Genomic DNA, 15,651 nt, shown 5'->3' on the forward strand with positions numbered 1-15,651 from the left:
GAAACACGTAGCCGCCGGGTCAGGCGGAGTGCCCCAGGAAGATCGGGTTCGTGAACGCCGCCAGCGGCCCGGGGAAGTTCGGGATCACCGCCGCGTGCCGCACCTCTGCCCGTGCGTACGCCGCGTACGCCGCCGTCGTACGCCACTCCACCGTGCCCGTCCCCTCCACCGGAAGCGTCGCCGTGTGGAGCACCCCCTGATCGGTGACGATCCGGGCGGTGCGGCCCGGCGCGCCCGTCACCTCCAGACGGACGGTCACCGGATCGTCGGCGTCGACGCGGAGCCGCTCGCCGATGCCCGCGTGGCCGCCGGGCCCGCCCACCGCGCTGAAGGACAGCGACACGGCCGACGACTCGGCGATGTACGAACGGCCCGCCCGGATGCCGTCGAGGATCGCCTCGCGGGTCAGGTCGTCGGCGAGGACGACGGTCTGCGGAGTGCCGACGCGATCCGGGTCGCGGTGGGCGTCGCTGTTGCCCATCGCCGGGGTCCAGCGCCGGCCCGAACGCGCGGAGGCGACCAGGGTGTTGTCCCACGACGCCAGCGACACGTCGTCGTCCGGGGTGTACGGGCCGTTCCACACCTCCACTGCGTCCGCCTCGCCGAAACCGAACTTCCAGTTGCAGCCGATGCAGGTCGCGTGCGGGTGCGCCGGGACGACCAGGCCGCCGGCCCGCCGGATCTCGCGGGCGTAGTGCCCGAAGCGGTTGTCGCGGGCCCGGTAGCGCCAGTCGACGAAGGTGCCCGGGTCGGTGCCGAGCGCGACGACATGCCCGTTGCGGGTGGTGACCTCCTCCCCGAGGAGTACGAGCAGGTCGTCGCCCGCCGCGTCCGCCCAGTGCGCGTGCGCGGCATGCGTGTTGTGCTCACTGCTGTTGATGAAGTCGAGCCCGGCGGCGCGGGCGAGCGCCGCGATCTCGGCGGGCGTGCGCCTGCCGTCCGAGTACCAGGAGTGCAGGTGGCAGTCACCCCGGTACCAGGCCCGGCCACGCCCCTTGGCCCGCTCGGGCGGGTACACGGGACTCGGGGTCTTCGTGGACGTCCCGTACGTGAGCGTGATCGTGACGGTGTACGGGAGTCCCTGCGGCGCGACCGTGTAGGGGCCGAGTGCGATGTACCAGGTGCCCGCGCGGATCGGCCCCGGAATGTACCCGGGCGTCGCCTCGTCCCCCCGGATGAAGAACTCACTGCGCGCCCCGCCCGACCAGCCCCGGAAGCCCTTGCCGCCGAGCGCCGTGCCGCGCTCGTCGAAGATCCCGATGTCGAGGGCGTTGCCCTGGGTACCGGCGGGGACGGGCGGCTTCTCGTACGCGTACGACACCCGGATCTCCGAGACGCCGCGGGGGATCTCGACGGGCAGGTACACGAAGTCGGGGGAGCCGGGCGGCAGGGTGCCGCTCACGACCTTGCTGGTGGTGCTCCCATGCTCTGCTGCCTCGGCGAAGCTCACGCTGCTCAACGTAAGCGCGGCAGCGGCTCCCGTCACGAACAGTGCGCGTCTGCTGATGGTCGAGTCGTGGTCGTTGCACATGCCGTCGGCTCCCCAGGGGTGGTGAGAGGGACAGGGGTGGTGCCTGACCAACCTGGTACTCGGCGGTGAACCACGGTGCAAGGGTGGGGGATTGGCAAATGTCCGGGGCGTTGCGTTACCGGGCTCTCGGAATCCGCGACCGTTCGGCTTACCTTGGGCCCGCCACCAGAGCTGAGGACAGCTGACGACGCAGGGGGACGCGCATGCGGATCTCGACCACGATCTTCCTCACGGACGAGACGATCACACCGGTACGGCTGGCCCGTGAGCTGGAGGAACGCGCCTTCGCCGGGCTGTATCTCCCCGAGCACACCCACATCCCGGTCGAGCGCGCGACCCCGTACCCCGCGGGCGGCGACCTCCCGCCCGAGTACGGCCGCACCCTCGACCCCTTCGTCGCCCTCGGCCAGGCAGCGGCCGTGACGACGACGCTCGGCCTCGGCACGGGCGTCACCCTCGTCGCCCAGCACGACCCGATCGCCCTCGCCAAGCAGATCGCGACCCTCGACCACCTGAGCGGCGGCCGCCTCACCCTCGGCATCGGCTTCGGCTGGAACGAGGAGGAGGCCGCGGACCACGGCGTGGAGTGGTCGACGCGGCGCGAGCTGGGCCGGGACCGGATGGGCCTGATGCGTGCGCTGTGGGCGTCCGAACCGACCGCGTACAAGGGCGACTTCGGGTCGGTGCGCGCGTCGTACGCGTACCCGAAGCCGGTGACGGGCGGCGCCCCACGCACTCTTGTCGGCGGCGCGGCGGGCCCGAAGCTCTTCGCCCACATCGCCGAGTACGCGGACGGCTGGATGCCGATCGGCGGGCGGGGCCTGACGGAGTCCGTGCCGGCGCTGCGAGAGGCGTGGTCGGCAGCGGGCAGGGACGCGGGTGCGCTGCAGGTCGTCCCGTACGCGGTCCTGCCGACGCCGGGGAAGCTGGCGCACTACGCGGAGCTGGGGGTGGAGGAGGTGGTGCTGCAGCTGCCGCCGGCGGGGGAGGGGGAGGTGCTGAGGGTGCTGGACGAGTACGGGCGGTACGTGTGACGCGGTGCCCGGTGCCGGTGCCGGTGCCGGTGCCGGTGGCCGAGGAACCTGTTCAAGTCAGCGATCACCGTAGGCGCGGCCGTCGGCCACCGGCGCTTCCCTACGCGAGTAGGGGCTGATCGTTCCTACGTCAATGCGACGCCAAGATGCGCTGGATGGTCATGCGGGTGAAGGTGCGGGCGCGGTGGGCGCGAAGAGGCCGGCGGAGGGGTGGGCGCGGGGCGGTGGATCCGTAGCGTCGGGCGTGGATGCCGGCGACGACGGCGGGTGGAGCGCCCATGGCGCGGAGGACGTCGAGGGCTTCGCCCTTGGTGATGAGGCGCCCGTCGTCCAGGGTGACGGTCGCCCGGGCCACGGTCAGCAGGCCCAGGTCGACCCAGATGTCCCGGAGCCAGAGGGTCGGCTTCGACGTGGCGGGCAGCCAGAAGCCTTCCAGGTCGGCGCGGATGAAGGCGGAGAGTTCCTCGTCACTGACCCGGGGGAGGAGTTCGGTGGGTGAAGAGCCGAACAGGGCCGAGTCCCCCGTGTGGAGTTCACGACGACTGACCGGAGTGACCGGCCGGGTCAGCAGCTCTTGATGGGCCCACGTGAGATGGCGGACGTCAGGATCCGGCAGCTGCTCGCGCACCACGTAGGAGCAGTGCAGCTTGGCGGCCGCGGGGAACTCCGCCGCGAGGGCTTGGTGGAGGCGCTTGAGCTGATGCCGCTGGGCATCGGTCACGCCGGACTCGATGACCGCCACGATGTCGAGATCGCTGCGGCCGGGCTGGAAGTCGCCCAGCGCCAGCGAGCCGTGCGCCCACAGGGCAACCAGTGGCAGCGTCTCGCGCAGGCCGGTGAGGAAGTGGTTCAGCAGCGCGTCAATGGCGTTGTCCCCCACGCGTGTCACAGCCGCCCTAGCCGTCCGAGTCGCTGTGTTGGCCCAAGCTTCGACTCCCGCCACCCGTACGCCCCGACCGGCGCACCAGCTCACCCGCCGCCAGGGTCACGGCGGCACCCGCGCGCACCCAGCGCGGGCCGCCCCGCGCCGCCCATACGACACAGACGCAGCCCCCCACGGCGAGCACGAGGACTCCGGACAAGACGAGCACGACCATGCTCTTCCCCCTCCTACCTACTTCCGTTGCTGTCCCCGCAATCCTCGCAGCCCGTCGAACTCGCCGCGCTCGGTTCGCTCGGCGAGGTCCTGCATGGCCTCCAGCCGCTTGAGCCTCTGGACGTAGTCGAGCAGAGCGCCGTTGATGGTGTCCTTCTTGGTCGTCGTCCCCATAAGACGCATGGCCTCGGTCAGGACGGCGTCGTCGATGTTGACGTTGGTCATGCTCATCCCGACCTCCATGTGCGTCTTGCGGGTCAACCATCCACGTCATCCGCATGCTCCAGGGGTGAGGCTCTCGCGCCTGTGCGGCCACGGGCTCAGGCCGCCAGAGCTGCCGAGGTCGTCGGGGTGTCGCAGTCGCGACAGAAGCCCGGTTCCGCGGCCCGGAAGGCACGGTCGCAGCGGTCGCAGTTCTGGAGTGGGTGGGGGCGGGGCGGTGGTGCCGGGGTGGCTGGGAGCGGCGGGGGCAGGAGCGTCGTCAGCCGGTGGCCGAGGATCGCGGCGGGGTGGTGGATCCGGCCCTGCGGGAGCTCGGCGGTGAGGGTACGGCGTACGGCGTCGGGGGCGATACCGCGCTCCAGCCAGGTGTCGACGGCCGGGGCGAGTCGGCGCACGTCACGCGCGGCGAGGATCAGGCGGGGGTCGTCGCGCCGCAGCCCGGCGAGGAGCGAGGCGGCGGGCGTGGAGGGCGCGGCCTCCGGCTCGGGTGGCGGCGGCGCCGGGGTCGGCTCCGGCTCCGGGGCGCGTCGCTCCGTCTGTAGCTCGGGCTCGGCTCGCATCGCTGACGGATTGTTGTACGAGAGCGTCAACGTGATCACAGTTCCCGACGGCAGCCGCACCTGGATGCGCGCGAGGTAACCGTGCTGCTCCAGTTCCCGCAGGGCGGCGGCGATCCTGATTTCCCCTTCGGGAAAGCGTTCGGCGAGACGCTTGATGGAGACCCTCGCACCGGCGGGCAGCGACTGGATGTGGACCGCCAGCCCGATCGCGGTGAGGGAGAGCTCGGCGTGCTGGGCGAGGTGGTTTCCGACCACGACGAAGCGTTCCGTGTGCCGAACGTTGATGTGCTGGACGCCGGGCCGGTGAACGGGCGGCGGCGCGCACGAGGGCGCGTTAAGCTGCGGATCAGCCATCGGAAGTGTGCTTCTTCCTGGGTGGTCAGGCCCTCGATCGGGATGCCAGTCCCGGCCGGGGGCCGTTGCATGTGTGCGGTTGCCGAGGCCGAGCCTGCACCGCGAAGTGGCATATGCGCCAGCTGGGTTGGAACAGATCACCCGTGTGAGTGAGCCTGGCCGGTGAGGGGCTGGGGGAGGGTTGGGGAGGTTCTTTCCCCGGGTTCTTTGATCTTTTGGCGTCGCGGGCCACCGGGTTCTGGTGCACCGGGTCGTGGAAACCTCGATGCGGTCAAAGTGGTGCGAGGCAGGCTTCTCGGACCGGACCGTCAATGCGGCGAGTCCGGGTCGCCGTCGAGTGGTGCGTTGGCCGAGTGAGCGAACCTGAGCGTGTGCGGCGGCGGGCGGAGACCATGCCGGTGCCGCAGGGGGCATGGGAGAAGGCTGCCCGCGACCGGATGTGCTTCAGATCGTCCCGCGCGGGTCTCGTGGGCTGTAACGGGTCTATAGTGAACGCTATGGCGTCGACAACGATTCAGGTTCCCCGCGAGACCCGCGACCACCTCGCGGCGCTCGCCGCCGAACGTGGTCTCACGCTGGGCCAGCTGGTCCAGCAGCTCGCCGAGCGGGAGCCCACGGAGGCCCAGATCGCCGAGCGGCTGCGGGCCGACCGCGATGCTGCCCGCCAGAACATGGGCTCCGCGATGAGCGACGACGAGTTCGACCAGGCACCCGACATCCTCGGGAACATCTACAAGATCGCGGCGGAGAAGGTGCGGGCCGCGCGGGGCACTGCCGCGTGATCATCCTTGACACCAGCGCGATCCTGGCTCTCGCCGAGGGCCACAAGGTCCTCAATCAGCTCGCCGCCAACATGGCGAAGACACCCGGTGACGCCCTCTGGGTCCCTGCCCTGTGCCTGACACAAGCTGAAACGGACACTGCCGACGCCGGTCGGGCCGCCCTGGCGTTCTCTTCGGTCGCCGTCGACAACCTCGACACCGTGGCCGCGGTCACCGTCGGCACTCTCGTCCGCGACGGCTTCGGCGGCCCCGACACCTGCCACGCTCTCTACTGCGCCTCTCCCCGCCCTCAGTTCACGGGCATGTCGATCCTGCTGACTGCCCGCGAGGACCGGTATCCGCCGGGCATCGTCACCGTGGACATCGACTCGCCGGGGATGCTGGGTTACTACTGACCTCGTGCGCCGGTCTGTGCGTACGAGACGAAGGCGGCCCAGTCGGTGGGCGTGAAGGCGAGCTGGGGACCGGTGAGGTTTTTGGAGTCGCGGACGTGGATGGTGGTGGGGCAGGCTGCGACCTCGACGCATTCGCCGCCCTCGCCGCCGCTGTAGCTGGACTTGCGCCACTCGATGGCGACCTCGACGCAGGTGCCGCCTTCGCCGCCGCTGTAGCTGCTCTTGAACCAGTGGAGCTGCACGGTGTTCATCGACGCTCTCCCAGCATCTTCTCGATCAGGGACAAGGACTCCCGGGGCGTCAGGGCCCGCGCCCGCATGATCCCATAGCGCTCGGTGAAGACACGGACTTCTTCCCGGTCGGTGATCAGCCGGGGGTATCCCTGGATCTCCGTGTATGCCGCCTGGTGCCGCCCCTTGGGGGTCAGCAAGGTGAACGCGCCGTCCATGCAGGGGTGTTCCTCGTGATCAGTCGGCATCACCTGGAGCTCAACGGTCCGCAGTCGCCCGACATGCAGGAGCCGACGCAACTGGCGCTCATGGACGGTCTTTCCGCCGTTCGGCCGTTGCAACACAGACTCCTCCAGCACAAAGCTGAATGTAGGCGCCGGCCAGCACTCGAAGATCTGCTGTCGGGCAAGTCGGTCGGCCACGCGTTTCTCGATGGTCGCCTCATCCAGCAACGGCCGTCGTTGGGCGAAGATCGCCCGGGCGTACTCCTCGGTCTGAAGCAGCCCCGGCACGGCCTGATTGCAGTACTCGTGAAGAGCAACAGACTCCGCTTCCGCCTTGGCGAAGTCCCGGAACCAGTCCGGATGACGCGTCCGCGCTTTCGACAGCGCCTCCTGCACGTCCTCGACCGCCGCCTTCAGCACACCCCCCGCGCCCAGCAAGTCGTCGGCCCGTACGAGGAAGTCGGGCTGCGGAGTCCGTACGCCCCGCTCGATCGCGGAGATCAGATCCTCCCCGCAGTGCACTCCCGCACCCAGCTCCTTCTGGCTCAGCCCGGCCAGCTCCCGGAACACCTTGATCTGCTTGCCGAGCGCCCTGAAGAGATGCGCTGTCCCGTCCACTTCGGCGGGCCGCTCCGGCCGTTCCTCGCGCCCTGCGTTTCCCATGGTCCGTACCGCCCTGTCCGCGTCCCCGACGGTCACGGCCGACACCCCGACAGCGCACCGACCGCACCCGTACCATTACCCAGCGTCGTGACGTCGCTCCTGGTCAGGGTACGGCGGACCGGACACGCTCAGTGACATGAAAGCCGAAACCGCCACCCCCACGGCCGAGTTCACCCAACGCCTCAGTGCCACCCGCCGCGGCGCCCGGCTGGCCCGCCGTCTGGCCGGCCAGCAACTCGACGACTGGGGCGTCCCGTACGGAACCGACCTCTCCGACGCGGCGGCCCTCATCGTGGCCGAGCTCGCGACCAACGCCGTCTCCCACGCGCGTATCCCGGGTCGCGACTTCCAATTACGCCTCGTGCTCGCCCGGATGACCCTCCGTATCGAGGTCTCCGACGCCCGCGGCGACCGCAACCCGACCCTGAGCCCGCCGGCCCTCGACTCCGAGACGGGCCGCGGCTTCCTTCTCGTCGACGCCCTAGCCTTCGCCCTGGCCACGACGTGGGGCACGTCCGACCGCGTCGTCGGCAAGACGGTGTGGGCGGAACTGGTGCCGGCGTGTGTGACCTGGTTGGTTGCTCAATCCGCGACGAGCCGTTTGAAGCGCTGGTCTCGCTGCCCAAACCATCTAATAGAATTTCTGTTAGAGTCGTCATGTGAGTGAGCCGACGTATACCCCGGGCGAGGGGCCGACGAAGTCTGTGTCCGTGTCCGTGCATGAAGGCACGATCGAGGCCGTCCGGGCCCGCGTCGGCAAACGTGGCATTTCCGGCTATGTCGAGGCGGCCATCCAGCGTCAGATCGAGCGCGACAACCTCGCTGAGCTGATTGCTGCGAACGAGGAGATCCACGGCCCGCTTACCCCAGAGGAGATCGCGGCTGCGGAGGCGAGGATGTTCGGCTCGTCGGCGAGCAGCGCCGCATGAGCGGGACGTGGGTTCTGGACAGTGAGGCACTGTCCCTATATCTCCGGGCCGACAGAGATATGACCGCTCTTCTGGCCGCGGCGGCGAAGCGCGACACTCGCGTCATTGTCAGCTCAGTGACCCTGGTCGAGGCTGACCCGAACGGTGTGCACAAGGCTCGCATGGCGTGGGCGCTTTCCCGGCTCATCGTCGAGTCTGTGACGAAGGACGTGGCTGCGCATGCCGTGGAACTCCTGCGCGGGGCCGGCGGGCTGGCAGGCCACAAGTACGCCATCGACGCGATGGTCGCGGCGACTGCTCTGCGGGCTGCGGAGCCGGTGACCGTGCTCACCTCGGACACGGAAGACATGGCGATGCTCTGCGGTCGCGACGTCACCGTGGTGAAGGTCTGATTCCTGCAGCCCTCACGGGCAAGGGGTGCGAGGGCGGCGGCCCTCATCGTGGCCGAGCTCGCGACCAACGCCGTCTCCCACGCGCGTATCCCGGGTCGCGACTTCCAATTACGCCTCGTGCTCGCCCGGATGACCCTCCGCATCGAGGTCTCCGACGCCCGCGGCGACCGCAACCCGACCCTGAGCCCGCCGGCCCTCGACTCCGAGACGGGCCGCGGCCTCCTTCTCGTCGACGCCCTGGCCGCGACCTGGGGCACGTCCGACCGCGTCGTCGGCAAGATGGCCTGGGCGGAACTGCCATTGCCCGTCGCCCAGGTACCGCAAACGTCCTGAACTTTTGCGCCTTCGGTGGCGCGCACCACAGCCCACACCGGTGGGTCCCACGTCTCGCTAATCGCAGCATGAGGCCAGATGAAACCCTGGGGCCAGATTTAGGGTCATAGTAGTACTCCTCGCAGCCGGGTATCTATCCCTTCCGCGGACACGAGAATCGTTCGCGGCAGATCTTGGCGCTCAGTCGCTTACCGGTAGCGACACGATCCAATAGTCGTACTCTTCTGCGGTTACCCCGCAAATGTGGTGTCCGCTGTGGGATCGTGCAATGAATTCGATCCTGTCTTGGTCATCCCTGAGACGGGAGATGTCCGTCTCGGGTGTCAACTGGACCTCCACCCACCCCAGCTCGCCGCTTCCAGTCGTGACGACCGTGACGAGAAATTTGCCATTGTCGGTAAAGATTCCTGACTCCTGCGCCCATTGCCTCCAGAGTAGATTGACCTCTTCTGCTGTTCGTTCGCCCTTCAAAGGGGCGGTTGCAGACGGCTCCACTTCGAAGTTGGCGACCATGCGCCAAGCTCTGTCGACCGTAATTCCGCCGACAGATTTTGCGAGTCCAAAAGAGTTTAGGTGGCTGTTCTGGACTTTCTCAAATAGTGCCTGCTCTCGGGCCTTCATTGCTCATTCTCCCTCGTAGAAGAAGTGGTGATCGCCGCCGGGTTTGTCGATCGCCCGATAGCGCTCCATTTGTGGATAGCCTTCCACGGAATTATCCCAGCCGAAATTCACGAAGGAGCGGCTCTGGTCCTCTAGGGTCTTTCCCTTTGGTCCTCCGGCGTGGAAGTGCTGACCTGCCGGATCGTGAGTGTGCTCGACGACTACGCGAGATCCATTTTGGGTCTCGAACTGTCGGAAGTTACCCCAGTGGGTTTCGTCCTTTGCGTAGACATATCCTGGCATATGCTTCATTCGCTTATCGCCGGTGACTACCCATTGCGAGTCGGGGGTAGTTCCGTAGGGTACTCCGGCAGCTTCAAATGCTGCGCGCTCGGCATCCTGCCGGTGTTTGAAGGGGTTGGAATGCTCTCCCTTGGGAGGGCATGGCGTCAGGCCGAGCGGGTCTGCCCAGGCGAAGGGATTGTGAACGTAGCTTGCGGGGTTGGGGCCCGCGCCGAGCCCAAGGGGATCGGAACTGAGGTAACGCGCCGTCTCGGGGTCGTAGTGACGGTGGAAGTTGTAATGCAGACCCGTCTCCGGGTCGAAGTACTGCCCCGGGAAGCGCAGCGGCGTGTACGCAGTGCTCGACGTTGCCCATGTCGTCGTGCCCCACAGTGTGCTCCGCGTATGCCACGCCAGGCCGCCCGACTCGTCGATGAGTTCGTTCGGGGTGCCCACCAGGTCCGTGACGATGGCGAAGAAGCGTTCGTCGATGACCTCCTGCGGGGCGTCCGGCGAGAGGATGCGTTCCGTCTGGGCGAGGGGGTGCAGGCCGTCGTAGTTCCAGGTGAGGGAGACCGCGTTGGGCAAGCTGGCGCCCTCGGTGGTCTGTTCGCACAGCGTCGCTCCGTCCCAGGTGAACGAGACCTGCTCGGCGACCGAAAGGCCGTCGTCGGCGAGGCGTTGTTTCGCGATGCGGCGGCCCAGGGCGTCGTACTGGTAGCGCCATACCGTGCCGTCCGGGGTGGTCACCGAGGTGAGCCGGTCCTCCACGTCCCATTCGTACCGCCAGGTGTCCGGCTTGCGCGACAGACGCGTCTTCTGCCGTAACACGACGCGGCCTTGGGCATCGTGTTCGTAGCGGACGTTGCCGGCGCGAGTGATGAGCGTGCCGCTGTAGGCGCGGGTTCCCGTGGCCTCCTGGGACGGGTGGGAGGCAGGCCAGGACGCCTCCGTCTGGTTGCCCGCCGAGTCGTAGGCGTATCGCTCGGTCCAGTCGGCCGCCTGGACCGCGGTGACACGGCCTGCCGCGTCCAGGTCGAAACGACGAGCGCCGGCGAGCTGGTCGTCGATGCCGACGAGGTTGCCGTCCGCGCGGTAGGTGTACCCACGGCGCTGGATGCTGCGGTCCGTCCCCACAACGTGCTGGTCGGTGAGGCGGCCCATCGCGTCGAAGGCGTGCGTGAGCGTGACCGTCTCCCCGATGCGACGGGCGAGCTCCTGGCCCGCCGCGTCGCGCTCGAACGTGAGCGTACGGCCCGAGGTCGTCAGCTCCGTGCGGCGGCCCGCCGCGTCGTACGACCAGGTGCTGACGGCCCCGCCCGGTGTCGTCCTGCCCGTCCGCCGGCCCAGGACGTCGTACTCGAAGGCAAGCTTCCTGCCGTTCACCGTCTCGGTCCTGAGGCGCCCGTAGCGGTCGCGCAGCCGGGTCAGTGTCGCGTCCGGGTTCGCCGCGACCGCGAGTTCGTCGAAGATGTCGTACTCGTACGTGGTGACGGAGCCCTCGGCGTCCTTGCGGGTGATCTGGCCCAGCGCGTTGTGCTCGAACCGGACCCTCTGGCCGATGCCGTTCGTACGGGAAGCCAGCCGCCCGGCCGCGTCGTACGCGTACGTCAGGGTCCGGTCGTCGAAGTCGGTCTCTGATATGAGCCGACCCGCCGCGTCGTACTCATACGACCAAGTCAGTCCCTGCGGATTCGTGACCCGGGTCAGCCGCAGGTTCGTGTCATGGGCGAACTCGTACCGCACGCCGTCCGGCCCGGTCCGGGCCACGAGCAGGTCGAAGTCGGTGTACTCGTACGTGGAGACACCGCCCATGGCGTCGGTGTGGCTGGTGCCGTTGCCCTCGCCGTCGTATGTCCACGACTGCGCACTGCCGTCCGGCTCGACACGTCGTGCGAGCTTGCCTTCAACCGTCCACTCCAGGCGGGTGACCGCCCCGAGCGGGTCGGTGAGGGCGACCGGGCGGCCGAAGGCGTCCCGTTCGTAGCGCGTCGTGGCCCCCAGAGGGTCCGTGACTTCGAGCGGAAGCCCGGCCTTGTCACAGCGCACGCTGCTGGTGTGGCCCAGAGCGTCCGTCACCGACGTCAGATGGCCCGCTTCGTCGTACGAGAACCGCGTCGTCGCGCCCGACGCGTCGGTGACCGACGTGCGGTTGCCGCGCTCGTCGAACGTCTGGCGCGTCACCTGGCCGTCCGCGCCCCGGATGCGCACCGGGAGCCCGAGGCCGTCGTACTCCGCCGACACTTCCCGGCCGTCCGGACGGACCACCGCGGTCGGGTGCCCGTGCTCGTCGTACGTGGTGCTGGTGACGTGGCCGAGCGGGTCGGCGACGGCCAGCAACCGGTTGTGGCGGTCGTACTCGAACCGAGTGACTTCGCCGTTCGCGTCGATCTCCGCCACGACCTGCGAGCGCTCGTTGACCACGAAGCGCCTGGTGTGGCCGAGCCCGTCGGTCATGGAGGTCATCCGCAGGCCGGTGTCCGGGTCGGTGCCGTCCCACGTGAAGTGGGATTCGACGTGGCCGTTCGTACCGGACTGGTACACGCAGCGGTCGAGATTGTCGTAGACGTAGTCGTAGTGACTGCCGTTGGTGTCGGTCCAGGACGTGATGCGACCTTGTTCGTCGCAGCCGAATCGCAATGGGCGGCCTGATGAGTTGGTGACTTCGGAGAGATGGCCGTCGGTGTAGCCGTAACGCGTGATCTCCTGGTCCGAGCCGTCCGCCGCCGCGCCCGCGAGATGCAGGGCGGTGACCCTGCCCTCGTGAGTCGTGAGCTTCAGGTGGTAGCCGCCGTGGTGGACGATCGACGTCGGGGCGCCGGCTGCGTCGTGTTCGAAGGTGATCCAGCGGCCGTTGCGATCGTCGACCTGAGCCAGGAGGGCCAGCTCGTCCGTGTGGTCGGCGAAGTGCCGGACCCAGCCTGTCTCCGGGTCGGTGACCGTGTAGCCGCCGTCCACTCTGTCCAGAGGCCAGCGCCTGCCGTGCGTGGGCATGACGGGCACGCCCGGCGCCGGATGCGGATACGCCAGCAGGCTGCCGTCGTCACAGATGAAGATCACACCCTCGGCATCGATCTCCAGGTGTTGATCGACCGTGCTGGCCCAGGTTGGGCCGAACCAGCCGCCCGCGCGGTACGACGACTCGAAAGTGCGCAGGAACGCCAACGGCAGCGAGCCGGGCAATGCGATGTCCGTCTGCGGCAGGATCATGTGGCCGGTCGCAATGTCGACCGGGTCCCCCTTGCACTTCTTTTCGTCGCAGTGCTGACTCTTGCCGTTGGGATCCTTGTCGTGGCTCTCGCGACCCTTGCCCTTCGGGCTGTCGGCGAGGTCCTTCATACCGGCGCGGAGGCCACCCCTGACGAGCCCGGTGCCCTTGGTGCCCAGGAGCTCCGGTATGAGTCGCCCCAGGAACTCGCTCGGATCCCCCTTCGCCGCCTCCCACGCGTTCTTCAACGCCCGGTCCGGATTCGCCGCCGTCGACGCCAACCCCGCGAGGGTCATGTTGACGTTTCTGTAGTAGTCGGCCGGATGCGTGATGTTGTAGGGGTCCAGTGGGTTGACCGAGCGGACGAAGTTGGTGATGCCGACAACGCCTTTGACGACGCCACCGGACAGGTGCAGCATCTCCGCCCCCTGGCCGATGGCGTAGTCCTCGAAATCGGAGCGCAGACGCTCCGACGCCGACGGCTCCTCGGGAGCGTGGGCCAGGGCCGCCGCGATGGCCGTCTTCGCCGTCTCCGCGGCCTCGTTGCGCTGGCGGCGGGCCTTGTTGAGGATCTCGTGGGCTTGCTCGCGCTGGGCGTTGCCCGGGTCGCTGAAGGGGTCGGGCCTGGGGAGCGGGTTGTCGCCGTCGCGGGCCGCGTTGTAGGCGTCGACCTTCTTGTTGTAGGCGTCGGCCGCCGTTCTCGACGACTCGTCGCCCTTCTTGTAGAGGGCGATGGCCTCCTTGGCCTGGCCCTGGGCCCAGGTGAGGGTCGTGGCGTAGGCATCCAGGGCCCTGGCCGCGTCGTCGAAGGCGTCTGCCGCGCGCAGCCAGTCGGTGGGGAGCGTCTCCAACTTGCCGCGGAACGCCTCGGCAGCCTCGCCCTTCCAGTGGCTGGAGTCCAGGCCCTTCAGGCCCTGGCCGACGCTGTCGAAGGCCGACTTGAAGTCCCTCAGGTTCTTCACGGACGCGGTGATGTCGCCGGGCTTGCCGTGGATCAGCTCGTTGGCCTCCTCGGTCTCGCCGAGCTTCGCCTCGCCGACCTCGGCACCCAGCCAGGACGCGGCGTCGTCGCCCCAGTCCTCCACGGTGTCGGCGTAACCCTCCGCGCCGACGTAGTCGAGACCCTCGCCGAGCCGGTCCGTCGTCCAGTCGACGCCTTCGCCGACTTTCTTCTTGCCCCAGTCGACACCGTCCCCGACCGCTTCGAGGCCATCGTTGAAGGCTTTGCTCCAGTCCACCATCAGCTGTTGTCCCCCCAGACCGGTTCCTCAGCGCGCTTGACGGCCTCCTCGGACGGTTCCAGCACTTCGCGGATCTTGTTCTCCGCCGCCTCGCGCATGGCCGGGTCCATCACGCCGTAGTTCTCCATCGAGTCCATCTGGGAGTACATGACGTCGTACGAGGTGTCCTTCCAGGTCTGCTTGACCTCACCGTGTGCCTGGCTGAACGACTCCGCGCTCCAGTCGGCACCGTCGTACGGCGACTGCGAGCTGATCTCGTCCCAGCTCTTGGCCTTGACCTCGTCCTCGCTCAGATGCGGGTTTCCGTTGACCCCGTTCACAGCGATCTTGAACGTGTCCTTGATGTACTGCTCCTGCTCATGGAACGCGCCCGCCGACAGACCCAGCGCGGCCGTGAGGACGTTCCCCCGCTGCATCAGCCCCCGCACGCCCCAACCCCAGCGGTCGCAGAACGTCTCGAATTGCGCCGCCAGGCCGCTGTGCCCCAGCTGCACGCCCGTCAGCGCCAGATCCGAGAAGCCGCGGCCCGTGATCGCCTGCTGGCCGACCGTGAGGTCCTTCAGCTCGGAATGCGCCAGGTTGATGCCCTTCGCGATCTGTTCGAGCGCGCCCGCCGGTGCAGCGAGATCCGCGTTGTCCCCGCTCATTCCGTATCCCCCATATCGACAACGGCCGACGCCGGCACGACACCCTCGACCGGCGGGAACAACATCCCGTCCTCGCTGCCCGCATCCAGCGCCACACCAGCCGGCCCCGGCAGCATCGGCACCATCACATCCAGCAACCGCGCGCCCAGGACCGTCCGGTACGTCCACTCACGCCCGGCGTCCCCCTGTGCGTGCGCGAACCGGGCCAGTGCCTCCTCGTGGGAGAACGCGCAGATCCAGCGGACACCGCCCTGCTCGGCGGTCCACAGGCTGCCGTACGGGTCGATGGGGACGAGCACCGCTGTACGCCTGAATTCGCCGAGCAGGACGGCGAATTCTCGGCGGGCGGCGGCGATTTGCTCGTCCGAAGCGGTCCCGGCGGCCGTCCCGACGGCTGTCCCGACGGCTGTTCCGGTCGCCGTTCCGGGCACCGCCCCGGCCGTGGTACCGGACCGCGTCCCGGTCTCGGGGCTGTCCGTGCGCGTCGGCTCGTGGCCCGCCGGCTCCACCGGCCCCCTCGCCAAGTCGGCCAGCCTCATGGGTCGGCCCGGCCGCGGTGAGTCGTCCCCCTGGTTGATCACGCGCCGCATCGTGTCACGGTGATGTTCACGCAAGCAACGCACTACCCGGCCACGCTTCACTGACCGCGCGCCCTCTTGTGCTCCTTTCATGACGGATCACCAGCCCGGAGGACAGCCCGGACAGGAGTTGCAGGTCACGGATTTTCACCAGACGTGTCTCTGCCCACCGCCGGTCGATGGGCGGCTGTGCGGCACGTGGGTGAAGACCGGGTGGGGCCGGTGTGCCGGACCGGGAAGACCGGCAAGATGATCGTACTGATTCCCTACCGGGGTCTGGTCGTGCGCGGCAAGTGCCCCACCGATTCCCGAGCCGGTAAGGAACCTCTGCCATGTACCGCCCCCGTCCC

General features: G+C 68.6%; 18 protein-coding genes. 7 read left to right on the forward strand and 11 right to left on the reverse strand.

From position 1 onward, the window contains the following. Window positions 1-19 precede the first annotated feature (19 nt). The gene (locus ACZ6ZQ_RS04700; protein ID WP_469767093.1) at window positions 20-1,531 is read right to left on the reverse strand and encodes a CehA/McbA family metallohydrolase; all 1,512 of its coding nucleotides are present in this window, start codon (window positions 1,529-1,531) and stop codon (window positions 20-22) included. A 203-nt stretch (window positions 1,532-1,734) separates the two neighbouring features. Here ACZ6ZQ_RS04700 and ACZ6ZQ_RS04705 point away from each other — a divergent pair, with 203 nt between their 5' ends. After that, window positions 1,735-2,565, forward strand: a complete 831-nt coding sequence (locus tag ACZ6ZQ_RS04705) for an LLM class F420-dependent oxidoreductase (RefSeq protein WP_469767094.1) — start codon at window positions 1,735-1,737, stop codon at window positions 2,563-2,565. A 130-nt stretch (window positions 2,566-2,695) separates the two neighbouring features. Here the strand turns inward: ACZ6ZQ_RS04705 and ACZ6ZQ_RS04710 are convergent, their stop codons facing one another. From ACZ6ZQ_RS04710 to ACZ6ZQ_RS04725, 4 genes are all read right to left on the reverse strand, one after another. After that, on the reverse strand, window positions 2,696-3,445 hold the full coding sequence (locus ACZ6ZQ_RS04710; RefSeq protein ID WP_469767095.1) for a nucleotidyltransferase domain-containing protein: 750 nt from the start codon (window positions 3,443-3,445) through the stop codon (window positions 2,696-2,698). A gap of 16 nt (window positions 3,446-3,461) precedes the next feature. Further along, on the reverse strand, window positions 3,462-3,662 hold the full coding sequence (locus ACZ6ZQ_RS04715; protein ID WP_469767096.1) for a hypothetical protein: 201 nt from the start codon (window positions 3,660-3,662) through the stop codon (window positions 3,462-3,464). A 17-nt stretch (window positions 3,663-3,679) separates the two neighbouring features. Continuing rightward, window positions 3,680-3,892: a type II toxin-antitoxin system VapB family antitoxin gene (locus ACZ6ZQ_RS04720; RefSeq protein WP_469767097.1), complete on the reverse strand. Its 213-nt coding sequence runs from the start codon at window positions 3,890-3,892 to the stop codon at window positions 3,680-3,682. An 89-nt stretch (window positions 3,893-3,981) separates the two neighbouring features. Continuing rightward, entirely contained in the window at window positions 3,982-4,797 is an 816-nt protein-coding gene (locus ACZ6ZQ_RS04725; protein ID WP_469767098.1) for a helix-turn-helix domain-containing protein, read from the reverse strand. Window positions 4,798-5,294: 497 nt separating this feature from the next. Between ACZ6ZQ_RS04725 and ACZ6ZQ_RS04730 the strand changes: the two genes are divergently transcribed. After that, window positions 5,295-5,579: a hypothetical protein gene (locus tag ACZ6ZQ_RS04730; protein WP_469767099.1), complete on the forward strand. Its 285-nt coding sequence runs from the start codon at window positions 5,295-5,297 to the stop codon at window positions 5,577-5,579. Continuing rightward, on the forward strand, window positions 5,576-5,974 hold the full coding sequence (locus ACZ6ZQ_RS04735) for a PIN domain-containing protein (RefSeq protein WP_469767100.1): 399 nt from the start codon (window positions 5,576-5,578) through the stop codon (window positions 5,972-5,974). The genes ACZ6ZQ_RS04730 and ACZ6ZQ_RS04735 overlap by 4 nt, the downstream gene beginning before the upstream one ends. On the opposite strand, the gene ACZ6ZQ_RS04740 is transcribed toward ACZ6ZQ_RS04735, so the two are convergent. Together ACZ6ZQ_RS04740 and ACZ6ZQ_RS04745 are read right to left on the reverse strand one after the other, a co-directional pair. Beyond that, the gene (locus tag ACZ6ZQ_RS04740) at window positions 5,968-6,225 is read right to left on the reverse strand and encodes a DUF397 domain-containing protein (RefSeq protein WP_469767101.1); all 258 of its coding nucleotides are present in this window, start codon (window positions 6,223-6,225) and stop codon (window positions 5,968-5,970) included. The two genes, ACZ6ZQ_RS04735 and ACZ6ZQ_RS04740, sit on opposite strands and share 7 nt — an antisense overlap. Next, on the reverse strand, window positions 6,222-7,091 hold the full coding sequence (locus tag ACZ6ZQ_RS04745) for a helix-turn-helix domain-containing protein (RefSeq protein ID WP_469767317.1): 870 nt from the start codon (window positions 7,089-7,091) through the stop codon (window positions 6,222-6,224). The genes ACZ6ZQ_RS04740 and ACZ6ZQ_RS04745 overlap by 4 nt, the downstream gene beginning before the upstream one ends. 136 nt (window positions 7,092-7,227) lie before the next feature. Here ACZ6ZQ_RS04745 and ACZ6ZQ_RS04750 point away from each other — a divergent pair, with 136 nt between their 5' ends. From ACZ6ZQ_RS04750 to ACZ6ZQ_RS04765, 4 genes are read left to right on the forward strand one after another with little or no spacing between them, the layout of a single operon-like run. After that, window positions 7,228-7,758, forward strand: a complete 531-nt coding sequence (locus ACZ6ZQ_RS04750) for an ATP-binding protein (RefSeq protein ID WP_469767102.1) — start codon at window positions 7,228-7,230, stop codon at window positions 7,756-7,758. Beyond that, window positions 7,751-8,020 carry a hypothetical protein gene (locus ACZ6ZQ_RS04755; RefSeq protein WP_469767103.1) on the forward strand — a complete coding sequence of 90 codons (270 nt, stop codon included), beginning with the start codon at window positions 7,751-7,753 and terminating at the stop codon, window positions 8,018-8,020. The genes ACZ6ZQ_RS04750 and ACZ6ZQ_RS04755 overlap by 8 nt, the downstream gene beginning before the upstream one ends. 59 nt (window positions 8,021-8,079) lie before the next feature. Further along, window positions 8,080-8,412 (forward strand): type II toxin-antitoxin system VapC family toxin, encoded by a 333-nt coding sequence (locus ACZ6ZQ_RS04760; protein WP_469767104.1) that lies wholly within the window; start codon window positions 8,080-8,082, stop codon window positions 8,410-8,412. Window positions 8,413-8,460: 48 nt separating this feature from the next. Then, a complete protein-coding gene (locus tag ACZ6ZQ_RS04765) occupies window positions 8,461-8,745 on the forward strand; it encodes an ATP-binding protein (RefSeq protein ID WP_469767105.1) in 285 nt (94 codons plus the stop codon). Window positions 8,746-8,925: 180 nt separating this feature from the next. Here the strand turns inward: ACZ6ZQ_RS04765 and ACZ6ZQ_RS04770 are convergent, their stop codons facing one another. From ACZ6ZQ_RS04770 to ACZ6ZQ_RS04785, 4 genes are read right to left on the reverse strand one after another with little or no spacing between them, the layout of a single operon-like run. Further along, on the reverse strand, window positions 8,926-9,366 hold the full coding sequence (locus ACZ6ZQ_RS04770; protein WP_469767106.1) for a hypothetical protein: 441 nt from the start codon (window positions 9,364-9,366) through the stop codon (window positions 8,926-8,928). Window positions 9,367-9,369: 3 nt separating this feature from the next. Further along, window positions 9,370-14,076, reverse strand: a complete 4,707-nt coding sequence (locus ACZ6ZQ_RS04775; protein WP_469767107.1) for a putative T7SS-secreted protein — start codon at window positions 14,074-14,076, stop codon at window positions 9,370-9,372. Next, on the reverse strand, window positions 14,076-14,723 hold the full coding sequence (locus ACZ6ZQ_RS04780; protein ID WP_469767108.1) for a hypothetical protein: 648 nt from the start codon (window positions 14,721-14,723) through the stop codon (window positions 14,076-14,078). The genes ACZ6ZQ_RS04775 and ACZ6ZQ_RS04780 overlap by 1 nt, the downstream gene beginning before the upstream one ends. Beyond that, window positions 14,720-15,247 carry an SseB family protein gene (locus ACZ6ZQ_RS04785; RefSeq protein ID WP_469767109.1) on the reverse strand — a complete coding sequence of 176 codons (528 nt, stop codon included), beginning with the start codon at window positions 15,245-15,247 and terminating at the stop codon, window positions 14,720-14,722. The genes ACZ6ZQ_RS04780 and ACZ6ZQ_RS04785 overlap by 4 nt, the downstream gene beginning before the upstream one ends. Window positions 15,248-15,651 lie beyond the last annotated feature (404 nt).

The sequence above is a fragment of the Streptomyces sp. NPDC053673 genome, from assembly GCF_055585225.1.

Bases quoted from the DNA above. Each gene is read 5' to 3' on its own strand.
- ACZ6ZQ_RS04700 (WP_469767093.1), bottom strand. From the start codon at position 1,531: ATGTGCAACGACCACGACTCGACCATCAGCAGACGCGCACTGTTCGTG.
- ACZ6ZQ_RS04705 (WP_469767094.1), top strand. From the start codon at position 1,735: ATGCGGATCTCGACCACGATCTTCCTCACGGACGAGACGATCACACCG.
- ACZ6ZQ_RS04715 (WP_469767096.1), bottom strand. From the start codon at position 3,662: ATGGTCGTGCTCGTCTTGTCCGGAGTCCTCGTGCTCGCCGTGGGGGGC.
- ACZ6ZQ_RS04720 (WP_469767097.1), bottom strand. From the start codon at position 3,892: ATGAGCATGACCAACGTCAACATCGACGACGCCGTCCTGACCGAGGCC.
- ACZ6ZQ_RS04725 (WP_469767098.1), bottom strand. From the start codon at position 4,797: ATGGCTGATCCGCAGCTTAACGCGCCCTCGTGCGCGCCGCCGCCCGTT.
- ACZ6ZQ_RS04730 (WP_469767099.1), top strand. From the start codon at position 5,295: ATGGCGTCGACAACGATTCAGGTTCCCCGCGAGACCCGCGACCACCTC.
- ACZ6ZQ_RS04740 (WP_469767101.1), bottom strand. From the start codon at position 6,225: ATGAACACCGTGCAGCTCCACTGGTTCAAGAGCAGCTACAGCGGCGGC.
- ACZ6ZQ_RS04745 (WP_469767317.1), bottom strand. From the start codon at position 7,091: ATGGGAAACGCAGGGCGCGAGGAACGGCCGGAGCGGCCCGCCGAAGTG.
- ACZ6ZQ_RS04750 (WP_469767102.1), top strand. From the start codon at position 7,228: ATGAAAGCCGAAACCGCCACCCCCACGGCCGAGTTCACCCAACGCCTC.
- ACZ6ZQ_RS04760 (WP_469767104.1), top strand. From the start codon at position 8,080: ATGACCGCTCTTCTGGCCGCGGCGGCGAAGCGCGACACTCGCGTCATT.
- ACZ6ZQ_RS04770 (WP_469767106.1), bottom strand. From the start codon at position 9,366: ATGAAGGCCCGAGAGCAGGCACTATTTGAGAAAGTCCAGAACAGCCAC.
- ACZ6ZQ_RS04775 (WP_469767107.1), bottom strand. From the start codon at position 14,076: ATGGTGGACTGGAGCAAAGCCTTCAACGATGGCCTCGAAGCGGTCGGG.
- ACZ6ZQ_RS04780 (WP_469767108.1), bottom strand. From the start codon at position 14,723: ATGAGCGGGGACAACGCGGATCTCGCTGCACCGGCGGGCGCGCTCGAA.